General features: G+C 63.9%; 15 protein-coding genes. 10 read left to right on the forward strand and 5 right to left on the reverse strand.

Features of this window, described 5'->3' with window-relative positions; genetic code table 11:
* Positions 1 to 8: 8 nt before the first annotated feature.
* Positions 9 to 1,043 (reverse strand): GlxA family transcriptional regulator, encoded by a 1,035-nt coding sequence (locus FRZ40_RS14620; protein ID WP_240057151.1) that lies wholly within the window; start codon positions 1,041 to 1,043, stop codon positions 9 to 11.
* Positions 1,044 to 1,263: 220 nt separating this feature from the next.
* On the opposite strand from FRZ40_RS14620, the gene galU reads away from it, so the two are divergent.
* Positions 1,264 to 2,196, forward strand: coding sequence for a UTP--glucose-1-phosphate uridylyltransferase GalU (gene galU, locus FRZ40_RS14625; protein ID WP_147234489.1), 933 nt, complete (start codon positions 1,264 to 1,266; stop codon positions 2,194 to 2,196).
* Between the two features lie 68 nt (positions 2,197 to 2,264).
* Here the strand turns inward: galU and FRZ40_RS14630 are convergent, their stop codons facing one another.
* From FRZ40_RS14630 to FRZ40_RS14635, 3 genes are all read right to left on the reverse strand, one after another.
* Entirely contained in the window at positions 2,265 to 2,738 is a 474-nt protein-coding gene (locus FRZ40_RS14630) for a GDP-mannose mannosyl hydrolase (RefSeq protein WP_147234490.1), read from the reverse strand.
* A 120-nt stretch (positions 2,739 to 2,858) separates the two neighbouring features.
* Positions 2,859 to 2,999, reverse strand: a complete 141-nt coding sequence (locus FRZ40_RS44390; RefSeq protein ID WP_167528654.1) for a hypothetical protein — start codon at positions 2,997 to 2,999, stop codon at positions 2,859 to 2,861.
* Positions 3,000 to 3,201: 202 nt separating this feature from the next.
* The gene (locus tag FRZ40_RS14635; protein ID WP_147234491.1) at positions 3,202 to 5,400 is read right to left on the reverse strand and encodes a glycoside hydrolase family protein; all 2,199 of its coding nucleotides are present in this window, start codon (positions 5,398 to 5,400) and stop codon (positions 3,202 to 3,204) included.
* Between the two features lie 964 nt (positions 5,401 to 6,364).
* Between FRZ40_RS14635 and FRZ40_RS14640 the strand changes: the two genes are divergently transcribed.
* From FRZ40_RS14640 to FRZ40_RS14680, 9 genes are all read left to right on the forward strand, one after another.
* Positions 6,365 to 7,369: a GlxA family transcriptional regulator gene (locus FRZ40_RS14640; RefSeq protein ID WP_028371928.1), complete on the forward strand. Its 1,005-nt coding sequence runs from the start codon at positions 6,365 to 6,367 to the stop codon at positions 7,367 to 7,369.
* A gap of 75 nt (positions 7,370 to 7,444) precedes the next feature.
* Positions 7,445 to 8,962, forward strand: a complete 1,518-nt coding sequence (locus tag FRZ40_RS14645; RefSeq protein WP_147234492.1) for a mannose-1-phosphate guanylyltransferase/mannose-6-phosphate isomerase — start codon at positions 7,445 to 7,447, stop codon at positions 8,960 to 8,962.
* Positions 8,963 to 9,031: 69 nt separating this feature from the next.
* Positions 9,032 to 10,417: an undecaprenyl-phosphate glucose phosphotransferase gene (locus FRZ40_RS14650; RefSeq protein ID WP_028371930.1), complete on the forward strand. Its 1,386-nt coding sequence runs from the start codon at positions 9,032 to 9,034 to the stop codon at positions 10,415 to 10,417.
* 55 nt (positions 10,418 to 10,472) lie between these two features.
* On the forward strand, positions 10,473 to 11,612 hold the full coding sequence (locus FRZ40_RS14655; protein WP_147234493.1) for a polysaccharide biosynthesis/export family protein: 1,140 nt from the start codon (positions 10,473 to 10,475) through the stop codon (positions 11,610 to 11,612).
* An 88-nt stretch (positions 11,613 to 11,700) separates the two neighbouring features.
* Positions 11,701 to 13,926, forward strand: coding sequence for a polysaccharide biosynthesis tyrosine autokinase (locus FRZ40_RS14660; protein WP_028371932.1), 2,226 nt, complete (start codon positions 11,701 to 11,703; stop codon positions 13,924 to 13,926).
* Between the two features lie 111 nt (positions 13,927 to 14,037).
* On the forward strand, positions 14,038 to 15,165 hold the full coding sequence (gmd, locus tag FRZ40_RS14665; RefSeq protein WP_028371933.1) for a GDP-mannose 4,6-dehydratase: 1,128 nt from the start codon (positions 14,038 to 14,040) through the stop codon (positions 15,163 to 15,165).
* Positions 15,166 to 15,170: 5 nt separating this feature from the next.
* Positions 15,171 to 16,166 (forward strand): GDP-L-fucose synthase family protein, encoded by a 996-nt coding sequence (locus FRZ40_RS14670; RefSeq protein WP_147234494.1) that lies wholly within the window; start codon positions 15,171 to 15,173, stop codon positions 16,164 to 16,166.
* Between the two features lie 104 nt (positions 16,167 to 16,270).
* Positions 16,271 to 17,413, forward strand: a complete 1,143-nt coding sequence (locus tag FRZ40_RS14675; protein ID WP_147234495.1) for a glycosyltransferase family 4 protein — start codon at positions 16,271 to 16,273, stop codon at positions 17,411 to 17,413.
* Between the two features lie 109 nt (positions 17,414 to 17,522).
* Positions 17,523 to 18,830 carry a glycosyltransferase WbuB gene (locus FRZ40_RS14680; RefSeq protein WP_147234496.1) on the forward strand — a complete coding sequence of 436 codons (1,308 nt, stop codon included), beginning with the start codon at positions 17,523 to 17,525 and terminating at the stop codon, positions 18,828 to 18,830.
* A 129-nt stretch (positions 18,831 to 18,959) separates the two neighbouring features.
* Here FRZ40_RS14680 and FRZ40_RS14685 read toward each other — a convergent pair whose 3' ends face one another.
* Complete coding sequence (locus FRZ40_RS14685) at positions 18,960 to 19,577, reverse strand: hypothetical protein (protein ID WP_147234497.1); 618 nt, start codon at positions 19,575 to 19,577, stop codon at positions 18,960 to 18,962.
* Between the last annotated feature and the right edge of the window lie 193 nt (positions 19,578 to 19,770).

Below are 19,770 nucleotides of genomic sequence, written 5' to 3' on the forward strand. Positions count from 1 at the left end.
TTGCACGATCAGTTCTTGGCGACGCTGTGCCGGTGCGCGGCGCGGTAGTCGGTGGGGGAAATCGACAGGCGTTTGCGGAAGATCTTCGCGAGCCCGTCGCCGCTGCGTACGCCGCAACGCCGCGCGATGCCGTCGATCGACATGTCGGTTTCCGCCAGCAGCAGGCAGCTTGCGTCGAGCCGCGCGCGCAGCAGGTATTCCGACGGCGTGAGCCCGACTTGCGCCTTGAAACGCCGCAGGAAATTGCGCTCGCTCATCTTGGCCACTTCGGCCGCTTCCGCCACGGAGATATGCCGCGTGTAGTTCTCGCGGATCCAGTGCGCGGCTGTCGTGATCTTGCGGCTGATGCCCTTTTTTTCATCGTCGTCGAGAATCGCGTCGAGGCGCCGCGATGCGCCCGAGAGCGCGCGTTCCGACACGATTCGCGCGATCGGCGTGCCGTGATCGCGTTTGATGACGGTGAGCGCGGCGGCAATCGAACGCACGGGCGCGTTGACGTCGATGGAAGCGCCCGCTTCGATCTGCCATTGCGTTTCGTTGGGCACGGGCGCGACAGGTTTGCCCATGGCATCCGTTGCGCCCGGCATGCTGCGCCAGCCGCGGCGCTCGAAGGCGATATCGGCGGCGGCGAGGACGCCGAGCCCCTCGTCGAGCGCCTTGACGACGCGGATCTTCGGCGCGATCGCGCGCAGCCGACGGATCAACCGCTCGTTCGCTTTCGCGCGCGACGCGCCCGGCCCGCCGACGATGAACAGCGTATCGAAGCCGTTCAGCATCGGTCCATTGAGGCTCTCCGTCCACACGCGCAGCGCGCAGCTGCTGACGACGCTGCCGCCCATCTCGGACAGCATGACGACCGAATAGGAGGGTTCGACACCCGAACCTTCCTCGCCGGATTGGTCGGCGTGTGCTTCGTTGGCGAGTCGGAATGCGTCAGCGAGCAGACAAACGTCGCTTAGCGGAAATCGTTCAAAAACGAGAATGCCGATACGTTTGACCATGTGCCCGACATTGACGAGTGCGCTCGACGAGGTTGAATCCATCCACCGACTCACCGCGTGCTCATATCGCATCGTCTGTCTCCAGTGCCGAGGACGGCGAAAGAATAAAGGTCTGCGTGCCTTGGCTCCATCATAGGCCTACGTTTTTGCGCGCTGATCGTTTGAGTCGGAAAAAAACGAGAAGTTGGCAGATCGGCTCGATATTCGCGGAATACGCTGGCGTATCGATGCTTACCAATCAACTCAACGAAGAGGCGCGAGCATGCTCAGCATACGAAAGGCGGTGTTCCCGGTGGCCGGTCTCGGCACCCGTTTCCTTCCCGCGACCAAGGCGAGTCCGAAAGAAATGCTGCCCGTTGTGGACAAACCGCTCATTCAGTATGCGGTCGAGGAGGCGATCGCCGCGGGCATCACCGAGATGATCTTCGTCACGGGGCGCAGCAAGCGCGCAATCGAAGACCATTTCGACAAATCGTACGAGGTCGAATGCGAGCTGCTCGCGCGCGGCAAGCTCGCGCTGCTGGAGCTGGTGCAGAACATCAAGCCGAGCCACGTCGAATGCTGCTACGTGCGCCAGCCGGAACCGCTCGGCCTCGGCCACGCGGTGCTGTGCGCGGAAAAACTGGTCGGCGACGAGCCGTTCGCCGTGATTCTCGCCGACGATCTGCTCGACGGCGAGCCGCCCGTGCTCTCGCAGATGGTGAGCCTCTTCAATCGTTACCACTGCTCGATCGTCGGCGTCGAGGAGATTGCGAAGCAGGAATCGCGTTCGTACGGCGTGATCGACGGCAAGCGCTGGGACGACGGGCTCTTCAAGATGTCCGGCATCGTGGAAAAGCCCGCGCCCGAAGACGCGCCGTCGAATCTCGGGGTAGTAGGGCGCTATGTGCTGATGCCCGCGATCTTCGACCGTTTGCGCCGGCAGCAGGCAGGCGCGGGCGGCGAGATCCAGTTGACGGACGCGATCCAGGCGCTGCTCGGCAGCGAGCAGGCGCTCGCCTATCAATATCGGGGCAGGCGTTTCGACTGCGGCAGCAAGCTCGGCTATCTGAAGGCGACCGTCGAGTTCGCCTTGCGTCATCGCGAGGTCAAGGACGCATTCGACGCCTATCTGCGCGAGCGCGTGCCTCGCGATCGCGGCGTGGAACGCGAGGTCGCGCAGGAAGCGCTGACGGAATTGCTGAGCCGGGTCTGAACCCGCCCGATCAGACGAGGCGCGGCGGCATGGTCCGCCGCGCCTTTTTTGTTCACGCCGCGCCACACTCAGCGGAAGTAGGCCTTCGTGTTCTCGTGCACGTCGTCACGCGCGAGCAGCGCTTCGGGCAGCAGCCAGATATAGCGGCTGTGCTGATCGAAGCGGCCCACGGACGCCGTATTTTCCAGCGTCAGGAAATAGGCCAGCACGACGTAGTGCGTCGATATCTCGTCGGCGCCGGCGAAGTTGTCCTTATAAAGGTGTTCGAACAGGCCGCCAAAGCGGGCCGCCGAACGCTCCATGCCCGCGATGCCGAGTTCCGCATCGACGATGCGCGTGAACGCCGCGTCGAGCCGCTCGTTCTTGCAGATGCGCCCGCCTGGCACGAACCACGTGCCGAGCGCGGGCCGGTTGCGCCGATGCCCGACGAGCACACGGCCTGCGTAGTCCGACACGATCAGGTCAATCGACACGAGCGGCGTCATCCGCACGACCTGAAGAAAATCGTCTGCTTCGAGAAAATCGGCACAAGGAGCGGCCATGTCTCTCTCTCGTCATGTTGTCTTGTTTAATGGGTGCAGCACAGGGCCGCTTCATGGACGCCTTCGCAGGCCTGCCACGCAGCCGGCGCGCGAAACGGATGCGCAACCGGCATGCCCCGTCTATTGATCGCGATCGTGGGTGAACAGACGCGACGAGGTGCCGAACAGGAAGGCGATGACGACGGCGATCCCCACGCACAGGAACAGCGCGGAGGCCAGTATCGCGACCAAAATCACCATGATCCAGCCCAGACCGGTCATCCCGACTGCTCCGTCGTCGTGGCCTCGCGTGCTTGTTTGCGCTGCGCTACGTGCCTGCTCCGCGAGGCTTGCGGCATTGCAGAGAGTCTAGTCGCAGCAATGATTTGCGGTTCTGTCGTCTGACGCCTAAATCCCGTCTCGTATGGCCAATCGGCGAGACCCGCGCATGCGTGCATGCTTGACGGGCATCGGGAGTGCTCCGTCAGGGCGCGACATAACCCGCGGGCGTCGTCACGTTGGCCTTCATCACGCCCACGTTCGACGACACCACATAGACAGGCGTCTCCGTCAGCGCGAGCGTCACGTGGCCATCCTCGTACGGCACGCTCGATGGATTGCCCATGATGTCGAACACCGTCACCTTGCCCGACGTGCCCGGCGCATCGACCTGCAGCCGCCACGTCACGCCCGCTGCCGGGTCGAAGTGGGTCGACTTGTTCCATTTCGCGTTGTCGTGCGTCCAGGCGGCCGTGACGATCTTGCCGTTGTTCAGACGCTGGAACGCGTACGCGTAGACGCCCGCAGGCGTGCCCTTGACGGGACCGAGCGTCGCCGTGCCGTCTATCAGGCGCGTCATCGCGACGATCGCGGATGCCGCGGGTTTCGGGCTCACCGTGTTGGGCCCGAACGCGCCCTTCGGATGATCGAGATCGAAGAACACGCCATAGCCCGGTGTCGCGGCGGGCGAGTCGTTCGAATAGAAGATGTAGGTCATGTCCGCGCCTTCGCCGAGCAGGATCAGATGTGTGCGCGCGACGACGGCGCCTTGCGCATACAGCACGTCGTTGGGCGGATAGTGCGGACCGTATTGCTCGCCGACGTCGTAGCTGATGCCCGTCTCCGTCGCGAACAGCTTCGCGCCCGGCTTGTACTGCCCGGCCATGACGCGGCGCAGGGCGCGCATCGCGGTGGGCAGCGCGTATTGCGCCTGTTGCGGATCGCTCGCGTTCATCAGCCGCTCGGGCGGATGCGACGGGCTGTTGCCGCCCGGATCGTAGTAGCCGTGAATGGCGATGCCGTCGACGTACTTGGGCAAGCCGAGCGGAGCGAGCCGTTTGAGCCATTCGATATTGCCGACCACCGAGCCATATGTCGGTCCCATCACGACAGCATTCGGATCGGTCGCATGAATGCCTTCGTGCACCGCCTTGTACAGTTCGACGAAATTCGCATCGGTATCGCGCCAGGGCAGACCGCCTGCCGCATCGGGTTCCCACGTGACCTGGTAGTAGTTGCTCTGCTGCGTCGGAAAGACCTGGCTGCGCACGCGGCTCGATTCAGTGCCGACGCGCTGCATGTATTCGCGCAGCGCGCCCGTCGATTTCGGCAGATAGGAGTGCGTCTGTTTGCCCGTGGGACTCGCCCAGCCGGGAATGCCATCGAGCTGGATCAGCCGCAGCAGGTCGCCTTTGCGGAACCACGCGGCAAGCTGATGGGTCGCGGGATTGAAGGTGTCCGCGCGATCGGGCTCTTCCTTGTACCAGTTGCGGTTGTCGTTGACCCATGTCAGGCCGAGTTGCGTATAGAGCGGCCGATAGCCGTCGCCATCGCAGCAATGCTCGCCGGGACCGACGAACGCGCCGCCCTGGCCGCCGAAGCGATGCAGGTCCGCGTGCGCGAAATGCACGGGCGGCACGCTCGCGGATACATCGGGCAGCACGCCGAATGTCGCGATGCCTTGCGGACGCGTGCCGCGTGCGGGCAGCTGCACACGCGCCTCTTCGAGCGACGCCGACAACGCGAAGTAGCCGGCTAACGAGGACTCGCAGGTCAGCTTCACCTGACGCGCACCTTGCGCGACGCCATATGTGCCGCTTGCCTGCACGGTGCCCCACGCATCGCGGATCTTCCAGATGAGCTTGTCGTCGCGCGTGGTGCGCGTCGTGATGACGATCTGGAACGAACGGTCGCGCGGAAAAAGACGCGTGCCGTCGCTGCCCGGCGTATCGGCTTCGACGGGATCGCCCTGCGGGTTCGCCGCCGCCGTCTCCACCGGTTTGTTGCACCGGAGTCCTTGCGAATCGTTCGCACGGGGCGGCGCCTTCATCGGCCAGTCGTTTTCCTCGGACGACATGCGCGCGGGCGCGGCAGAAGCCGTGGCCGTGGCTTTGGCGGAAGCGGAAGGGGCGGCGGCCTCGTCGGTGCCCGCGACCCAGCATTGCTTCAATTCGCCTGGCGCGGGATCGTCGAATATCGCGTTATTGCAGGGCGTACCGTTCGTCAGCGTTTTGACGGTGTTGTGCGACTCGCTGCCGTACCGCACGTCGCGCGTGCCGTTGAAACTGCACGTGCCGCGTTCGTCGGCGCACTTCGTCCAGCTATTGATCGGCTTCGCGGCCTGCTCGTTATCGGCCGCTGCGTTGTCGCAGCCGCCTGCTATCGCGATGCACATCGCGAGCATTGCTGCTCGCAAGGTCAGCGAAGCATCGCGCGAAAGATGTAACTGCCTATGGGATGCGCATGTCTTACCGAGACTATTGTCGCCGTCAGTCATTCTTTCTCCTTCGCGGTATGGATGACCGGGTTAGCGCACTTAGAGCGTCCAAGATTACACCGGCGACCTAGCAGGAATTCGACGTTTCCTAGTGCTTGCACGCAACTTCAGTGGCGGATCGATACGAATGTTGCGTCGTCGCGACGCTGGTTCGTGGCGAATAGAGGCTAATGCATGAGACCCGCATCGCATAACGGTTTGTCACCGTGCGACAAGGCGTTTGAATGGTCGAACACGATGGAATGACACACGCTGGAGATGCTTCGACTGGACCGCATTAGCACTGCTGCGCCTCGCAACCGGGCCCGATGTTTCGCGTTTGAAACATTAATTGATTTATTTATGGCGCCACTCAAAAAGAGAAACAAGAAAGTATTTTGAATGGCTTTTCCGTTCTTATAATTCTAATTCGTGCTTTTGTACGCGCGATTTCCTCATATCAATAACGCTTTCATTTCATATTAGCAATACGGAATTTTTGGTCGAAATTGGAATAAGTGGGTGCGTCTCGGGTAAGTATTGCGCGCCCTCAATTCCGGTCCGAAAAAATTGCTATGTCATTGGTGTGAGGAAATAGTAATTGCAACAATTTGTAAGGCTTTGTGTCAGGCCTGGCGCGGTGTTTGGCGTGTCGCTCACTTCGTCTTATGAAATGGCGAATTACAGCGAAATTCAGCCGGCGATAATCGTCTTTATGGGACTGTTAAATACGCCCTGAAAGCCGGTTATCATCCACCGGACCGAATACGCCAATACATCGTCAGTTTCAGTCAGTAGGCGCCGGGATTGTTTTTTTAATGCGTATGATGCACTGCACATCGCATGCATTTATCTAGTTCTTTCCACGCCGGAATGGTCAAGGGGAAGAGTCATGGCGTATGCAAGTCTGGAATCTCCGATGGTAGGTTGGGTGCGAGCGCCGGAGCGCAGCGCGCACTATGCAGCCGCCACTCGCCACATTGCAATTCTGCTGTTCGACGGTTGTTCTCTTCTTGGCGCAGGCATTGTCGCCGAGGTCTTTCATGCAGCTAACGAACTGTCCTCATCCGCCAGTCACAGCTGGACCTACGACGTGAGCTTCCTGTCGGCCGCTGGCGGCAACATCACGTGCTCGTCGTCGATCCGCGTCTGGACGGACGGACTCGATGCGCGTCATTACATGGGTTTCGATGCGCTATTCGTCGCGGGCGGTAAAGGCGCGCATTCCGCGGCCCGCGACGAACGGCTCATCGCCTGGCTGCGTCGCGTGCATGCGAACACGAGCACCGTGCGTCCTATCGGCGAAGGACGCTCGCTGCTCGAAGCCGCCTGCATCAACGGCATCCAGCAGCAACGCGACTTCGGCAGCTACACCGTGCGCGAAGAGCGCGACGAACGCAGCAGCGGCGAAGCGAACGACCGCCTCGAATCGATGAAGAGCGCGCTGATGCTGATCAAGCGCGATCTCGGTATCGACGTCGCGCGCAACGTCGCCGAACGCCTGATGCCCGACGCCGGCGACAGCCTGATGTCGCTGCTCGGCGACAGCACGGGCAAGAGTCCCGCAGACAAGGTGCGCGCCGCGGCGCGCTGGTTACAGGAGAACTGCCAGCGGTCGATCTCGATCGCGGATGCGGCCCAGGTGGCCGCGATGAGCGAACGCAATTTCCTGCGTCGCTTCAAGATGGAAGTCGGCGTCACTCCGTCCGACTACCTGCTGCACGCACGGCTCGCGATTACCTGCAGCCTGCTGACCGATTCCGAGCTGCCCGTCGACAAGATCGCGCGGCGCACGGGAATGGGCAACGGCGATCGTCTCGCCAAGATCTTCCGCAAGCGGATGAAAGTCTCGCCGACGGAATACCGGATGAAGACCCGGCGCGAAGCGGGCATGTAGCCGGTTCTCACGATCTGCAGTGGGTTTCGGAGCCTCATGCCAGGGGTTCAGTGGCAGACATTAAGGAGTGCGTAAATGTTGATCGACCAGAACAATCCGACGAATGCGGCAGCACCGGCAAGCGCGTTGCCCGCCTGCACGCATATCGTGCCCGTGATTCTCGCGGGCGGATCGGGCACGCGTCTGTGGCCGATGTCGCGCGAGAATTTTCCGAAGCAGCTGATCGGGGTAGTGGGTTCGGAATCGCTGCTGCAGGACACGGTGCACCGGATGGAAGGCTTTCCGGCGGAATGGGACGTGTCGACATCGCCCATCATCGTGTGCGGCGAAGAGCACCGCTTCGTGATCGCTGAACAACTGACGCGCAATGCCTGCAAGCCGCGCCTCGTCGTCGAACCGGCACGCCGCGACACGGCGCCCGCGCTGACGCTGGCGGCCGCGCTGGCATGCGCGAACGGCGACGATGCGATTCTGGTCGTGATGCCGTCCGATCACGCGATCGCCGATGTGCCCGCCTTGCAGCGCGCGCTCGAGATCGCCGCGCGCCATGCGCAGCGCGGTTCGATCGCGACGCTCGGCGTGCCGCCGCGCGCGCCGGAAACGGGCTTCGGCTATATCCGCGTCGGCAGGAAGCTCGACGACGATGCGCGCGAGATCGACGGCTTCGTCGAAAAGCCGGCTGCCGAACTCGCGAAGCAGTACCTCGCGCAAGGCTCGTACTGGTGGAACAGCGGCATCTTCATCGTGCGCGCGAGCGTGTGGCTCGCGACGCTGCAGTCGTTGCAGCCCGACATGCACGCGGCCTGCCTCGCGGCGTTCGTGCAGGGGCAATCGGACGGCACCACGTTCCGTCCCGCAGCCGATGCGTTCACGCGCTCGCCCGCCGATTCGATCGACTACGCGGTCATGGAGCGCTTGAATGCATCGGCGGGCTGGACGTCGGCGGGCGTGGTCGTGCCGCTCGACGCAGGCTGGTCCGATCTCGGCTCGTGGGATGCCGTGTGGGCCGCGCAGCCGAAGGACGAAAACGGCAATGTCGCGCGTGGCCGCGTGATGTTCGAAGGGGCGGTGTCGAGCTATGCGCATTCGGACGGACGGCTCGTCGCCTGCGTCGGCACGACGAATGTCGTGGTCGTCGAAACGGCGGACGCCGTGCTCGTCGCCGACCGCTCGCGCGTGCAGGACGTGAAAGGGCTGGTGGCGCGTATCAAGGCGCAGAAGGCGCCCGAGGCCGACGCGCATCGCAAGGTGCGCCGCCCGTGGGGCTTCTATGACTCGATCGATCAGGGCGACCGTTTCCAGGTGAAGCGCATCGTCGTGACGCCGGGCGCGAAGCTGTCGCTGCAACTGCATCACCATCGCGCGGAGCACTGGATCGTCGTGCGCGGCACGGCCCTCGTCACGCGCGGCGACGAGCAGTTCCTGCTGAGCGAAAACGAATCGACGTATATCCCGCTCGGCGTGCGGCATCGGCTGGAGAACCCGGGCAAGGTGCCGCTCGAGATCATCGAGGTGCAGTCGGGCTCGTATCTCGGCGAAGACGACATCGTGCGCTTCGACGACACCTACGGACGCTGCGGGCCGACGAATTAGGAAGCGCGGCGGCGAAAGACGCAACACCCGTAGAGCAGGTAACGAACGACGAATGGCAGGGTGAACGACATGCGGGATCTACAGGACTTTTTCGCGCGGGTCGCGGACGTGGCGCTGATACTTCTGGGCGCCGTCGTCGCATCGCAGATCCGCTTCGACGAATTCTCACAGCGCGGTTTCTACGACGCGTTCGTGCTCTTTTCCGCGGCATTTGCGCTGGCGATGTTCCCGGCGTTCGGCGTCTATGCATCGTGGCGCGGCCGCTCGAAGCTCGCGCTCGCCGGCCAGGTCGCGCTCGCGTGGCTCGTCGTGCAGGGCTGCGCGCTCGCGCTGATGTATTCGCTGCATCGCATCGATATCGTGTCGCGCCTCTGGTTCGCGTACTGGACGGCGATGGCGGGCGGCCTGCTGATCGCGTGGCGGCTGATCGCGCACGCCGTGCTCGCGCGTGCGCGCCGCGCCGGCTGGAATCTGCATCAGGTGGCGATTGTCGGCAGCGGCGGACATTGCGACCAGATTCTGCGTCGCATCGAGTTGCAGCCGGCCACGGGCTTTCGCGCAACGGCAGTATTGAATACGCATCCGGAAGATTCGCCGCTGACCAACCAGCGCGTGACGTGCTTCGATTCGCTGCAGGGTTTCGCCGACTACGTGCGCAGCAACGACGTGCACGAACTGTGGCTCGCGCTGTCGCTCACCGACGAGCGCACGATCTTCCGCCTCGTCACCGAGTTCCGCAACGACCTCGTGAACATCCGCTTCATGCCGGACGTGCGCAGCCTCGCGCTGTTCGACACCAGCAGCGTGATCGAACTGCTCGGCGTGCCGGCGATCAATCTCGTCGCGTCGCCGCTGTCGTCGCGCGCGCTGTTCAAGAAGGATCTGTTCGACCGCGTGTTCGCCGCGGCCGCGATCATGGGCCTCGCGCCGTTGCTGATCGCGATCGCGTTTGCCGTGAAGCTGTCGTCGCCGGGCCCGGTGCTGTTCCGTCAGAAGCGCAAGGGCGCCGACGGCCGCGTCTTCACGATCTACAAGTTCCGCTCGATGCGCGTGCATACCGAGGAAGCCGGCAAGGTCAGCCAGGCGACGAGGGGCGATCCGCGCATTACGAAGCTCGGCGCGTTCCTGCGCCGCACGAGTCTCGACGAATTGCCGCAGTTCTTCAACGTGCTGCGCGGCGATATGTCCGTGGTCGGGCCACGCCCCCACGCACTCGAACACGACGATCTGTATCAGAAAGTCGTGGCCGGCTATATCCATCGCTACAGGATCAAGCCGGGCATCACAGGCTGGGCGCAAATCAACGGTTTTCGCGGCGAAACCGATCGCATCGAAAAGATGGAACGACGCGTCGCGCACGATCTGTATTACCTGGGGCACTGGACGTTCTGGCTCGACATGCGAATCATCGGCGCCACGATCGTCAAGGGCTTCATTCATACCAACGCGTATTGAGACGGGAAGCAAGCCAGTGAACAAGGACCAAGCTCCCCTGCTAGGAGGAACTGCCATGAAGCAGCGATTTGGATTGGGTATCGGTGCACCATTACTGCTGTCGGTTTCGGTGATGCTCTCTGCGTGCAGCATCGTACCCGGACAGCGGATGGTCTCGCCGCCCACGCTGCCCGAAACGGGCGGCGAGTACAGCAGTGATCCTGAACAGAATGTTCAGATCCCTGTGACCGACATCAATCTCAAGCTCGTGCGGGACATGAAGGGCCAGACGACGGAACTGAACCAGCAGATCGCTGGCCTCTTCAGTACCAAGCCGCCCACCTACAAGCTCGGGCCGGGCGACGTGCTGCAGATCACCGTGTGGGATCACCCGGAACTGGCGGCCGCCCTCGGCCAGCCGGCGCAGAACGTGAACAAGGGCGATCCCGGTCTCGGCTTCCTCGTGGATGCGGACGGCAACATCCAGTTCCCGTACGCGGGCACGATCCACGTGGGCGGCAAGGATGCCTCCACGGTACAGAAGGAGTTGTACCGCAAGCTGAGCGTCGTCTATTCGAAGCCCGAGGTGACAGTACGCGTGTCGTCGTTCCGTTCTTCGCAGGTCTATATCGACGGCGAGGTTCATGCGCCCGGACCCGCGCAGGTCAACGACATTCCGATGTCGCTGACGGAAGCGATCAACCGCACGGGCGGCTTCACGCCGAACGCCGATCAGAGCCACGTCGAACTCACGCGCGACGGTCACACGTACAACATCAACGTGCCTGACCTGATCCGTCGCGGCAAGGCGCCGACGTCGATCTACCTGCAGCCGGGCGACCTGCTGCGCGTCGGCGCCCGGGATGAATACGGCGTGTATCTGATGGGTGAAGTCAACCGTCCGGCGACGATCCTGCCGATGCGCGACGGGCGTCTGTCGCTTGCCGAAGCGCTGTCGCAGGCGGGCAGCGTGAATCCGAATACGGCTTACGCGAAGCAGCTCTTCGTCATCCGCAACTCGATGGGCGACAAGCCGGAGATTTATCACCTCGACGCCACGTCGCCGACTTCGATGCTCCTTGCAAACCAGTTCAACCTGGAGCCGAAGGATGTCGTCTACGTCGACAACAACGGTCTCGTGAAATTCAACCGCGTGCTGTCCCTGTTGCTGCCGGCCATCAACGCTGGCGTGACGGCGGCTCTGCTCGCGAAGTAAGCGGCGAGGCATGCGTTGCGCGCGCCGCGGCTACGGGGTCCGGACGCGCAACGCTTTCGACTGTGTCGGTCTTTGATGGATCACGCAAATGGCTATCAACTTTGACAATCGTTATACGGACGTCAGTTCGGACGAGATGCACCTGACGGATTATCTGCAAGCCATCGTCGCGAACTGGCGTTCCATCATGCTGATCACGCTGGCCGTCACGGCACTGGGCGCGGCCTACGCCTTCCTGGCGACGCCCGTCTACCGCGCGGACGTGCTGTTCCACGTGGTCGACAAGTCCGAGAACAATAACAAGCAGGACGGCCTGCAACCGCTGACGGGCATGTTCGACACGAAACCGTCGACGGCCGCCGAGATCGAGTTGATGAGGTCGCGCCTCGTGACGGAAGAGACGGTCAAGCAACTGCACCTCGACATCGCCGCGCGGCCGCATACGCTGCCTTTCGTCGGCGGGGTGCTCGCGCCGCTGATGAACGGCAAGTGGGGCATCAAGCTGCCGCCGTCGCTGCAGATGCCGAGCTACGCATGGGGCAACGAGAGCATCAAGGTGTCGCGCTTCGACACCGCGAAGGACATGTACGACAAGGACTTCACGCTGATCGCCGGCCAGAACGGCGACTTCGTGCTGAACAACCCCGACGGCGTCGCGATTCTCGAAGGCCATGTCGGCGAGAACGTCGTGCGCGAAACGCCGGCAGGCCCGATCACGCTGCGCGTCGATGAGATCGTCGGCGCACCGGGCACGCGTTATGACCTGACGCGCGCGTCCACGCTGACGACCGTCGAGCGTCTGCAGAAGGCGATGGATATCGGCGAATCGACGCTGCAGTCGGGCGTGATCCGCGCGAGCCTCGAAGGCCAGAATCCGAAGCTCACGGCCGACATCATGAACAGCATGGCGCGCGAGTTCATCCGCCAGGACGTCGAGAGCCGTTCGACGGAAGCCGAGCACATGCTGGCCTTCCTCGACCAGCAGCTGCCGCAGCTGCGCAAGGAACTCGACGCCGCCGAGCAGCGCTACAACACGTTCCGCAACCAGCACGGCACCGTCGACCTGAGCGAAGAAAGCCGTCTGCTGCTGCAGCAGATCGTCGACAACAAGACCAAGCTGGTCGACCTGCAGACGCAGCGTGCGGAGATGTCGCAGCGCTTCACGCCGCAGCACCCGGCCGTGGCCGCGCTCGATGCGCAGATCCGCCAGTTGCAGGGCAATCTGTCGAACATGGGCAAGAGCGTGCAAACGCTGCCCGACACGGAACAGACAGCGCTGCGCCTGCTGCGCGACGTGCACGTCGACACCGAGCTCTACACGAACCTGCTCAACAGCGCGCAGCAGCTGCGCATCGCCAAGGCGGGCCAGGTCGGCGACGTGCGGATCGTCGACTTCGCCGAGGCCGCCGACGACCCCGTGCGGCCGAAACGCCTGGTCGTGATCCTGATCAGCTTCGGTGCGGGTCTGTTCATCGGCATCGTGTTCGCGTTCGTGCGCAAGACGCTGTATGGCGGCGTCGAACGGCCGGACGAACTGGAATCCGCACTCGGCGTGCCCGTCTTCGCCGTGGTGCCGCGCAGCGAGCAGCAACTGCGCCTGCAGCAGGACGTGATGATGCGCCGCCGCGGCCTGCACGTGCTGGCCGAACAGGCGCCGCAGGACATCGCCGTGGAAGGCGTGCGCAACCTGCGCACCTCGCTGCAGCTGAGCGTCGACGACAAGCAGAACAACGTCGTCATGCTGACGGGTTCACGTCCCGATGCGGGCAAGTCGTTCCTGTCGGTGAATCTGTCGGCGCTCGTCGCGTCGACGGCCAAGCGCACGCTGGTGATCGACGGCGACATGCGGCGCGGCGACGTGCATTCGCACTTCGGCCTGCAGCATCAGCCGGGTCTGTCCGACGTGCTGCGCGGCGGCGATCTGCAATCGTCGATCCAGCGCGAGGTGCTCCCCGGCCTCGACGTGCTCACCAAGGGCTCGCTGCCCTCGCATCCTTCGGAGCTGCTGATGAGCAAGCGCTTCGAAACGATGCTCGAAGAACTCAAGAACCAGTACGACCTGATCATCATCGATACGCCGCCCGTGCTCGCCGTCACCGATTCGACGGTGATCGGCAAGCACGTGGGGACGACGTTGCTCGTGATTCGTCACGGTCGCCATCCCGTGAGCGAGCTCGCGGAAACCGCGAAGCGCTTGCGCAATGGCGGCGTGAATCTGCAGGGGGTGTTGCTGACCGACGTACCGCAGGCGGGCGCGTTCATCGGCTCGGGTTATCGAGGCGGCTACTACGGCTACGAGAGTATCGCAGGCTAGGAGCAGCGCATGTCCGGCGGGGCGGCAAAGGCGCCCGCGGGCATCTAATAAACGGGTGCATGGGACGGGACAGCGCTGAGACGCCGGCCCCGGACGACACAGGAGAATACGATGACTCAGAAGGTTGCCTTGATTACCGGCATAACCGGCCAGGACGGCTCATACCTGGCCGAGCTGTTGATCGACAAGGGCTACGAGGTGCACGGCATCAAGCGTCGCTCGTCGTTGTTCAACACCGACCGGATCGACCACCTTTACCGCGATGTACACGACCCGGACCAGCGCCTGCAATTGCATCACGGCGACCTGACGGACTCGACGAGCCTGCTGCGCATCATGCAGCGCGTCGAGCCGGACGAAGTCTATAACCTCGCGGCGCAAAGCCATGTCGCCGTGTCGTTCGAGGAGCCGGAATACACGGCCAACGCGGACGGACTCGGCACGCTGCGCCTGCTCGAAGCGATCCGCATCTGCGGCTTCGAGAAGAAGACGCGCTTCTATCAGGCCTCGACCTCCGAACTCTACGGTCTCGTGCAGGAAGTGCCGCAGCGCGAAACCACGCCGTTCTATCCGCGCAGCCCATACGCCGTCGCGAAGCTATTCGCATACTGGACGACCGTCAACTACCGCGAAGCGTATGGCATCTACGCGTGCAACGGCATTCTGTTCAATCACGAATCGCCCGTGCGCGGCGAGACGTTCGTCACGCGCAAGATCACGCGCGCGATCGCGCGCATCGCGGTCGGCCTGCAGGACCAGCTGTATCTGGGCAACATGTCCGCGCTGCGCGACTGGGGCCATGCGCGCGACTACGTCGACATGCAATGGATGATGCTGCAGCAGGAACAGCCCGAAGACTTCGTGATCGCGACGGGCGTGCAGTACAGCGTGCGCGAGTTCGTGCAGCGCGCGGCGGCCGAACTGGGCATCACGGTGCGCTTCGAGGGCAGCGGCGTGCATGAAGTGGGTATCGTCGAACATGTCGAGCGGCGCCAGCGCGCCGAAATGCGCGTGCAGCCCGGCGACGTGATCGTGCGCGTCGATCCGCGCTACTTCCGCCCGACGGAAGTGGAAACGCTGCTCGGCGATCCGTCGAAGGCGCACCAGAAGCTCGGCTGGCAGCCGACCACGTCGTTCGAGGCGCTCGTGAAGGAAATGGTGCTGTCGGACTACCAGATCGCGCGACGCGATGCGCTCGTCACGCTGGCTGGCTTCAAGGCGCTGGAACATCACGAGTGATGCCCATGGACAAGAACGCACGCATTTTCGTCGCGGGACATCGGGGGATGGTCGGCTCGGCGCTCGTGCGCAAGCTCGAGACGAACGGCTATCGCCATCTCGTCACGCGCACGCATGCCGAACTCGATCTGACCGATCAGGCGGCGGTGAACCGGTTCTTCGAGCGCGAGCAGATCGACGTCGTGCTGCTGGCGGCGGCGCGCGTCGGCGGCATTCTCGCGAACGCCACGCAGCCGGGCGAGTTTCTCTACGAGAACCTCGTGATCGAAACCAACGTGATTCACGCGGCGTATCGCGCGAACGTCGACCGGCTCGTGTTCTTCGGCTCGTCGTGCATCTATCCGAAGCTGTGTCCGCAGCCGATCCTCGAATCGTATCTGCTGACTTCGGAGCTCGAGCCGACCAACGACGCATACGCGATCGCGAAGATCGCCGGGCTGAAACTCTGCGATGCCTACAACCGCGAGTACGGCACGCGTTATGTCGCGCTGATGCCGACCAATCTCTACGGTCCGAACGACAACTACGACCTGAAGAACAGCCACGTGCTGCCCGCGCTGATCCGCAAGGCGCACGAGGCGCGCTTGCACGGCGATCCGTCGTTGACCGTGTGGGGCAGCGGCACGCCGCGCCGCGAGTTCCTGCATGTCGACGACCTCGCGGCGGCGACGCTGTTCGTCCTTGAAAACGACGTGAACACGGGCGTCTTCAATGTCGGCGTCGGCGAAGACCTGAGCATTCGCGAACTGGCCGAAACCATCTGCGACGTGGTGGGCTTCGAAGGCGATCTGCAGTTCGACGCGAGCAAGCCCGACGGCACGCCGCGCAAGCTGCTCGACGTATCGCGGCTCGCCGCGATGGGCTGGCGCGCGAGCATCGGCCTCGCGGAAGGCATCGGCAATACGTATCGCGAGTTTGCCGCGCGGTATGAGGAGAAGTACGGAGACAAGCGTGGGGAGAAACGCGCCGCGCCGTCGTTCGCGATGGCTGCGCGTGCCTGATGAACCGTTCCTGGTGACGGACGTTGCCCGGACCGGGATAGGGTGACGTCCGTTCTTTTTGCCGGAGTAACCGACGGATTCGACAGAATGAGGACTGTAAGAACATGAGCGCGTCAGTCACGATCTTCCACAACGTAGTGTGGTCACGGCACAAGGGCGCCGTGTTCTCCGCGCTGCACAACATCTCGGCGTCGGGAGCGATCCGCTACTCGATGGTGCAGATCGCGGACACGGAACATGATCGGATCGGTTTCTCGGATGTCGACTACTCGTTCCATCGTTATCCGATGCACAAGCTGTTCGACGGCTGCTACGAGGACGTGCCGCGCTGGCGCCTGACGTTGCGCCTCGTGTGGGAAGTGCTGAAAGCGAAGTCGGATCTGATCGTGCTGCCCGGCTATCACCGCCCCGAGTACTGGGCGATGCTCGCCGCGTGCATCGTGACAGGCAAGCGGCGTGCCGTGTTCTGCGATTCGACGGCGCGCGACCGCCCGAAGCGGCTCATCACGTCGATTCCCAAGCGCGTGTTTTTCTCGCTGTGCGACGGTTACTTCGGTTTCGGCGAGCGCAGCCGCGACTATCTGATGTCGCTCGGCGCGAAGCGCGAGAAGATTTTCATTCCCTGCCAGGCGGCCGCGCTGCCCGTCACGTTCTCGCCCGAGCGCGCGCTCACCGAGCGGACGCACTATCGCGCGGGCAATCCGAACGTGTTCCTGTACGTGGGGCGGCTGTCGGAAGAGAAGGGCATCACGACGCTGATCGACGCGTTCGCCGGGATTGCGAAGCGCCTGCAGGACCCGCAGCTGCGCATCGTCGGCACGGGGCCGCTCGAAGGCGAGTTGCGCAAGCGCGTGACGGAGCGGGGTCTCGACGGCGCGATCACCTTCGTCGGCAGCCTGCAGGACGAACCGCTTTCGCGCGAATACTACGGTGCGACCTGCATGGTGCTGCCAAGCCGCAGCGAACCATGGGGACTCGTCGTCAACGAGTCGCTCGCGCACGGCTGTCCCGTCGTCGTCAGCGAGAGCTGCGGCTGCGTGCCCGAACTCGTGCACGACGGCGAGAGCGGCTATGCATTTACGGCGGGCGACGTAGCCGGCCTGCAGCGCACGCTGCTGAAGGCCACGGAAGCCTTTGCCGATGCCGAGGCGTCGGCGCATCGCTGCATGGACGTGATACGGCGTTTCGATCCGCCGTCAGCGGCGGCCAACATCGCGCGCGGCTGCGCGCTGATGCTGGGCGCGTGAGATCGGAGGCACGCGCGGCTCCGTGTCTGGCGGGGGGGCCGTGGCGGTACGGGGAAAGGCGTAGCGCTGTCCGCTGCCGCATGGCGGACACACGTCGTGGAAATCGACCATGAAAATCCTGATCTATGGCCTCAACTACGCGCCCGAGCTGTCGGGCGCGGGTAAATATACGGCTGAGATGGCACAGATGCTGATGGAGTGCGGTCACGAGGTGCGGGTCATTTGCGCGCCGCCGTACTACCCGGACTGGAAAGTCGCGGACGGCTACTCGATGTGGCGCTATCGGCGCGACGTGATGCGGGGCGTGCACATCTGGCGCGCGCCATTGTGGGTGCCGCCGCGTCCGGGCGGCCTCAAGCGGATGATGCATCTCGCGTCTTTCGCGCTGGCGTCGCTGCCGTTGCTCGCGAGACAGGCCGTATGGAGGCCGGACGCCGTGATGCTGATCGCGCCGACGATGGCCTGCGCGCCAGGCGCGCTGGCACTCGCGCGCGCGACGGGCGCGAAGGCATGGCTGCATATCCAGGACTACGAAGTCGACGCCGCCTTCGATCTCGGCCTGCTGAAAAGCGCGCATGCCGCGCGCATCGCATACTGGATAGAGCGGCTCGTGTTGAAGCGCTTCGACGTGGTCTCGTCAATCTCGAACCAGATGGTGCGGCGCGCCGTGAGCAAGGGCGTCGATGCCGGGAAAACCGAGTTTCTGCCGAACTGGGTCGACACTCGCGACATCTTTCCGCTCGGCCGCATGAGCGAATACCGTGAAACGCTCGGTATTCCCGCCGGCAACACGGTCGTCTTGTATTCGGGCAACATCGGCGCGAAGCAGGGCATCGAAACACTCGCCGAGGCGGCGGCCGCCATGGCCGCGCGTGACGACATCAGTTTCGTTTTTTGCGGCAACGGCGCGGCGCGGGACAATCTCGTCAGACGTTGCGAGGGCTTGTCCAACTGTCGCTTCCTGCCGCTGCAGCCGGCCTCGTCGCTCAACGAACTGCTGAATATCGCGGATATTCACGTATTGCCGCAGCGTAGCGATGCGGCCGACCTCGTGATGCCGTCGAAGCTGACGGGGATGCTTGCAAGCGGAGGCGCGGTCATCGCAATGGCGCGGCCCGGCACGGGACTGCACGAGGCCGTCGTGAACAATGGCGTGGTGGTGCCGCCCGAGGACACTCAGGCGCTCGTCGACGCGATCGCGGCGCTCGCTGCCGATCGCGAGCAGCGCGCCGCGATTGGTGCGGCCGGACGGCGCTATGCCGAGACCATGCTGTCGCCGCTCTCGACGCTCCTCACGCTCGATACGCGGCTCGCCTTGCTGACGGGCGGCGACGCGTCGGGTGCGAAGCAGGTCGCGGCGCCGTTGACGAATTCGCCAATCCTGCCTGCTCGCGTCGAAGAATCGGAAGTGGAGTGACACGCGCCGGATGCGCCGGCAGCGCAGAGAGAAGGCCGCATGCGAACCGTTATCGGGCGATGGCAGCGGCCTTCAGGGATGGCGCGAACTGTGTGGACCGCGCCTGATCGGTACGGACTGGCATGCGGCTTACCAGGGCGACTTGAATACCTCGCGTCCGGCGCGCTGGCTGTATGGATCGCTGTACACCGCCGTTGCTGCGCCGCCCGGCTCGGCGTTCACCGCGCCGCCGCGCTGTCCCGCGCCGCCGTTCGCTGCCGCGGCGCCACGAGCGGGCCGCCGGAGCGCGCCGCCAGCAGGCGCCGCCGCCTGGCCGTCGCCACCCGCCGCCAACGGGCCGCCCGCGGTCTGCGCGTTGGGCTTCGCGGTGCGCATGCGTTCGCTGTTGAGCAGCGAATCGCGCTGCGAATCGGGCGTCGCGCCCTGCATGTTGTAGCCGCCGAGCGCCATCGACGGTCCGCCGAGCAGACGTTGCGCATCGTCCTGCGTACGTTGAGCGGCCGTCTTGCGCGCCGGCGCACCGTTGTTGTTGCCATTGCCGTTGCCATTGCCATTGGCGTTGTTGCCATTGTTGGCGGCGGCGTTCTGTCCGTTGCCTTGCGCGGCGTTGTTCTGCGCATGGGCGTGCGGCATCAGCGCGAGCGCTGACACCAGCGCCCCGGACAGCAGCAGCACGCGCGGACGCAGCCCGCCGCGCTGAAGCAAAGCGAGCGACGCGCGCTGCCGCGAGCGGAGATGAACAGCCATCGTCGTCTTCCTCCTGCGAACGTCATGAAGCCTGTACTGCCATGTTGATACGGACACTCTGCATCGATCCGCCAAAATTCCGCACGGCACGGACAGCCATCATCCATGGGCGCGCATGAGCCAGATAATCAAACGACAGGGCGCGCAAGGTCTTGCTTGCCAAGGCGGCCGGATGTCGAGTCACCGATGCGCT

It is taken from the genome of Paraburkholderia azotifigens (assembly GCF_007995085.1).
Lineage (GTDB): Bacteria > Pseudomonadota > Gammaproteobacteria > Burkholderiales > Burkholderiaceae > Paraburkholderia > Paraburkholderia azotifigens.

Bases quoted from the DNA above. Each gene is read 5' to 3' on its own strand.
- FRZ40_RS14620 (WP_240057151.1), bottom strand. From the start codon at position 1,043: ATGGATTCAACCTCGTCGAGCGCACTCGTCAATGTCGGGCACATGGTC.
- galU (WP_147234489.1), top strand. From the start codon at position 1,264: ATGCTCAGCATACGAAAGGCGGTGTTCCCGGTGGCCGGTCTCGGCACC.
- FRZ40_RS14630 (WP_147234490.1), bottom strand. From the start codon at position 2,738: ATGGCCGCTCCTTGTGCCGATTTTCTCGAAGCAGACGATTTTCTTCAG.
- FRZ40_RS44390 (WP_167528654.1), bottom strand. From the start codon at position 2,999: ATGACCGGTCTGGGCTGGATCATGGTGATTTTGGTCGCGATACTGGCC.
- FRZ40_RS14635 (WP_147234491.1), bottom strand. From the start codon at position 5,400: ATGCTCGCGATGTGCATCGCGATAGCAGGCGGCTGCGACAACGCAGCG.
- FRZ40_RS14640 (WP_028371928.1), top strand. From the start codon at position 6,365: ATGGCGTATGCAAGTCTGGAATCTCCGATGGTAGGTTGGGTGCGAGCG.
- FRZ40_RS14645 (WP_147234492.1), top strand. From the start codon at position 7,445: ATGTTGATCGACCAGAACAATCCGACGAATGCGGCAGCACCGGCAAGC.
- FRZ40_RS14650 (WP_028371930.1), top strand. From the start codon at position 9,032: ATGCGGGATCTACAGGACTTTTTCGCGCGGGTCGCGGACGTGGCGCTG.
- FRZ40_RS14655 (WP_147234493.1), top strand. From the start codon at position 10,473: ATGAAGCAGCGATTTGGATTGGGTATCGGTGCACCATTACTGCTGTCG.
- FRZ40_RS14660 (WP_028371932.1), top strand. From the start codon at position 11,701: ATGGCTATCAACTTTGACAATCGTTATACGGACGTCAGTTCGGACGAG.
- gmd (WP_028371933.1), top strand. From the start codon at position 14,038: ATGACTCAGAAGGTTGCCTTGATTACCGGCATAACCGGCCAGGACGGC.
- FRZ40_RS14670 (WP_147234494.1), top strand. From the start codon at position 15,171: ATGGACAAGAACGCACGCATTTTCGTCGCGGGACATCGGGGGATGGTC.
- FRZ40_RS14675 (WP_147234495.1), top strand. From the start codon at position 16,271: ATGAGCGCGTCAGTCACGATCTTCCACAACGTAGTGTGGTCACGGCAC.
- FRZ40_RS14680 (WP_147234496.1), top strand. From the start codon at position 17,523: ATGAAAATCCTGATCTATGGCCTCAACTACGCGCCCGAGCTGTCGGGC.
- FRZ40_RS14685 (WP_147234497.1), bottom strand. From the start codon at position 19,577: ATGGCTGTTCATCTCCGCTCGCGGCAGCGCGCGTCGCTCGCTTTGCTT.